5 protein-coding genes are annotated in these 3359 nt (G+C 59.1%); all 5 read right to left on the reverse strand.

Translation table 11 applies throughout. From position 1 onward, the window contains the following. Window positions 1-250 (reverse strand): hypothetical protein (locus ACLHHB_RS15180; RefSeq protein ID WP_410219120.1); only part of this gene is annotated, 250 nt, incomplete at its 3' end. A gap of 188 nt (window positions 251-438) precedes the next feature. Then, window positions 439-708 (reverse strand): hypothetical protein, encoded by a 270-nt coding sequence (locus ACLHHB_RS15185; RefSeq protein WP_410219121.1) that lies wholly within the window; start codon window positions 706-708, stop codon window positions 439-441. A 234-nt stretch (window positions 709-942) separates the two neighbouring features. Next, window positions 943-1275: a hypothetical protein gene (locus ACLHHB_RS15190; protein WP_410219122.1), complete on the reverse strand. Its 333-nt coding sequence runs from the start codon at window positions 1273-1275 to the stop codon at window positions 943-945. Between the two features lie 532 nt (window positions 1276-1807). After that, window positions 1808-2527 (reverse strand): hypothetical protein, encoded by a 720-nt coding sequence (locus ACLHHB_RS15195; protein ID WP_410219123.1) that lies wholly within the window; start codon window positions 2525-2527, stop codon window positions 1808-1810. A gap of 328 nt (window positions 2528-2855) precedes the next feature. Continuing rightward, on the reverse strand, window positions 2856-3044 hold the full coding sequence (locus ACLHHB_RS15200; protein ID WP_410219124.1) for a hypothetical protein: 189 nt from the start codon (window positions 3042-3044) through the stop codon (window positions 2856-2858). Between the last annotated feature and the right edge of the window lie 315 nt (window positions 3045-3359).

The following is a 3359-nucleotide window of genomic DNA, read 5'->3' on the forward strand; positions in this document are numbered from 1 at the left end:
CCCTCACGAAGCTTTCGGCCCAGATCGGCGCGCGCCATGAGATCGTGGTGCTGTCGCAATCGAGAACTTGGGGTGACGGGGCCGGCCGTATGTCATCCGAAGCGCCGTCCCTGCCAGACGCTTGGAGATGCTGCACCCTGCCCGGCTCGGCATGCACCGGTTTCGTCGCCCCATCGAAACCCAGTGCGGGGAGGAAGAGGACCGATGTGATCATCAGGATCAGCGCGACCTGGACCCGCTCAAAGGTCATCTTCCAGCCCTTGCCGCTCCGACGAGTTGCTGTACGACTTCGCCTTGTCGCAGCGCACCTTGAAAGAGGACGAAGCTCAGTAGCCTGTCCGCTTCATGCAGGGAACTGCGAGGCTATCCCAGGCTTGATGAACATGAACGACCTTCTGGCAGACCTCGTGCTTTGCCTGCTGACAAGGATTTCACACGTCAGTTGAGATTGAGCGCAAGTTTCTGATCAAGTCCGATGCTTGGAAGAGCGGCATCACGCAGACCACCCACATCACCGACCATGTCATTGCCAGGTTCGAGACCGGCAAGGCACGAGTCAGGATCCGCGACGCAGTCGCAACCCTGACCTTGAACGGGAGAAAGCGCGGCCTGAAGTGCAAGGAGTACCACATCACGCCCGAGGAGCATGTGGCGCATGGCCTGATCAAGGAGTTCCCGATTGCGCCTGCTGTCGAGAAGAACCGCCACGAGGTGCATGTCGGGAGCTGATCTGGCAAGTCGATGAGTATCTCGGCAACCTTTCCGGCTTTGTCACAAGCGACGTTGAGCTGCCCTCCGAGCACCATCCCCTTGTGCTGCCGGACTGGGCCGGACTTGAGGTCACGCATGACCGGCGCTTTGGTGCCAGCGCCCTGATGGATGCAGCCAATCGGGTCCCGCGGCCGTGGCGGAGCTTTCTAAGGCAGCTGCTCGAGGGCACCCTTACTCCTTACCGATTTCCATATCCATTTGATCGAGGCTCCGACTGTATGAAGCAAGTTCACCAGCGCTGACGAAGCCTTGGGCGCGCTTGTTTTGCATGTAGTCCGCGCGCATCTGGTCGAGTTCGTTCCTCAACTCATTAGCCCGACCGTGGGCAACGAGGCCGCGTGCTTCAGCGGATGTCACTGCCCCGATCGTTCGCCCGATCCGGTCGTCAACATCACGTGCCGCAGCATGGTTCTCCTGCCGGGCATGGCATTCTGATGGCGAAGCTTGGGCAAGTCCTGGTGCAACCAAGTTGATCAGGCAGGCGGCAAGGATCATCGTCTTCATGTGAGCTTCCATGGTTGAAGTCGAATGTATGGGTGGCGATTGTCAGATGTGGATCACGCCCGCAGCCTTCAGCGCTTTGAGTTGAAGGGCAAGATCCTGCTTCGAGGTCGAGCACGCGTACTTTATGAGTGGACTATGTTTCCCTGACAGGCCGTTCTGGATCATCAGTTATCTGCGACCACCCAAACATCAAGTTGTTCAGACACGTTGCCCAGCTGAACAGGAAAGGGGAAGACGGAGCGGTGCTCAGGCTCAGGTCCCCTTGCCTTCATGAGGCGCCTCTACAAACCTGCAAGCATCGTGGCAGTGGCCCATGAAGAAGGATAGAGGAGACCACGGCGAGAGGCACGACCTGTTGGATCTCCTCCATTCCCGGCACAGCATCGCTGTGCAGGATCAGCAGCAGAGTGATGATCGACAACAGGCTGTGCGGCCCAAGCCAACCGACAACCATCACAGTCGTCCGTTTCATCTTTGGAGATATTCAAAAGACAGCATGCGCGGCTTCCTGGCGGCGCATCCCGCCCCTGCCTCAGAACCTTTGATCGAGATGCCCGGCCAAGGGATGAGGCAAGGAAGCCTGCACAAAGGACGGAGGACCGTCGTCGTGATTCTTGGGAGCGTCTGGCTCTTCCACCGCCTCGCCGGGATCCTGCTCGGTTGGGAGCCAGGCAGGATTGAGGGTCTCGCCGATCAGCCTCAGGGCGTGAGCCCCGTCGAGGAGGGGCGCGCCGGAAGGCTGATTGTTGATTGGTTCATCTGTGTCGTACCCGTGGATAGCCTGAACCGTCTCACGGAGCAGCAGGATCGGATCCGAGCTGCTTTTTCCGGGCCAGACAAAGCGACAGCCAATGTCGCGGAGTTCAGGTTCGCTGATCACAAAAAGCTTGCGGCCGTGATTGACAAGAACAAGCTGATCAAAGCCATCATCAACAAGACGCCCCAGCTGCATGATCGCGCGAATGGGGCCCACCTCGGGCATTGCGGCCGGAACATGCGTCACCGAAAGGTGCAGCTCACGATCCTGCAGCTTGGAGACGAATTGAATTCCATGCGAGAAGGAAGAGGCCGTCAGAGCGGCGCCGATGTCTGTAGGCGAGATGGAGAGCGGCTGCAGATGGGCCTCCTCGGAGGGGATGAAGCCGGGCCCGTCGCAGGCCAAGCTTGGCTCCGCCAAAGCGAGAAGGAGTGCTGCCAGCACAAACCGCAAAAGAAACGTCCTTGCAGCGGAACCGGGTGAGGTGCGCGTCATCGGGTCACCCTGTGTGGGGGAGCGGGTTCGGACGCTCGTGACAAAAGGACGGCTCACCGTCATGGTTCAGGAAGCCATAGCGCCTTTGCGTTAAGATAAGGTTAATCGAGTGTATGCCTCTTGACGCGCTCGTCCTTTGGCCGGGACAGCGCTTCAGTCTAGGGCCTGAAAACGCTGGCCTGCGCTTCGAGCCCCTGCGCAATTGTGTTGCTTGCTGCACTCATGTTTGAGGATCAGGCAACGCACCTCCCGTTGGCGTGGCTTCGCAGCTTAGGGTCTGACGCGGCCGGCTTCCTGCAAATGCCGATTGCGCCTGTGTCCGAGTGGCTTATGGGATGTGATCCTCCATGACAAGGACCCGCAGCTTCTCGGCTGTCTGCAGGTCATGGATTGCTCTGTCTCCAGCAGAAGGATGCCGGTGCCGTTTCATGATGGCGCGCACTTGGTCACGGAGTTCGCTGATCGGTATCTGCGGTTCAATGGTGGTGATTGTGAAGAAGTGCGTGGTGGTGATCATGCTTGCCCGTCCTGATGGTGCGGTTCTGCTTGCTACTGTGACAAGGGCGGCGGTGTGATGGCGAGCATAAGGTGTTCAGCAGGCCGGAGCACGACAGGGTCGCCCATGGCTCCAGCCCGGCATCGTATCGCAAAAGGAGGTCCGGCAATGAATAGCCACCCTTTTCACGCAAGCGCCTGAGGCAGGAAGCTCAAAGCCGCCTTCCCTAAAGCTTTTCTTGCGGTCCCGTCAATTTGACCTTCACGAACCTGCTTCGCCATGAGCATCATGGTCATCGGCTTGCTGAGCAGCGGATCCGCTGCATGGGCAGAAAGG

It is taken from the genome of Paracoccus sp. (in: a-proteobacteria) (assembly GCF_046462195.1).
Taxonomy (GTDB): Bacteria; Pseudomonadota; Alphaproteobacteria; order Rhodobacterales; family Rhodobacteraceae; genus Paracoccus.

Excerpts from the sequence above, each read along its gene's own strand:
- ACLHHB_RS15190 (WP_410219122.1), bottom strand. The coding sequence starts at position 1,275 with ATGAAGACGATGATCCTTGCCGCCTGCCTGATCAACTTGGTTGCACCA.
- ACLHHB_RS15195 (WP_410219123.1), bottom strand. The coding sequence starts at position 2,527 with ATGACGCGCACCTCACCCGGTTCCGCTGCAAGGACGTTTCTTTTGCGG.
- ACLHHB_RS15200 (WP_410219124.1), bottom strand. The coding sequence starts at position 3,044 with ATGATCACCACCACGCACTTCTTCACAATCACCACCATTGAACCGCAG.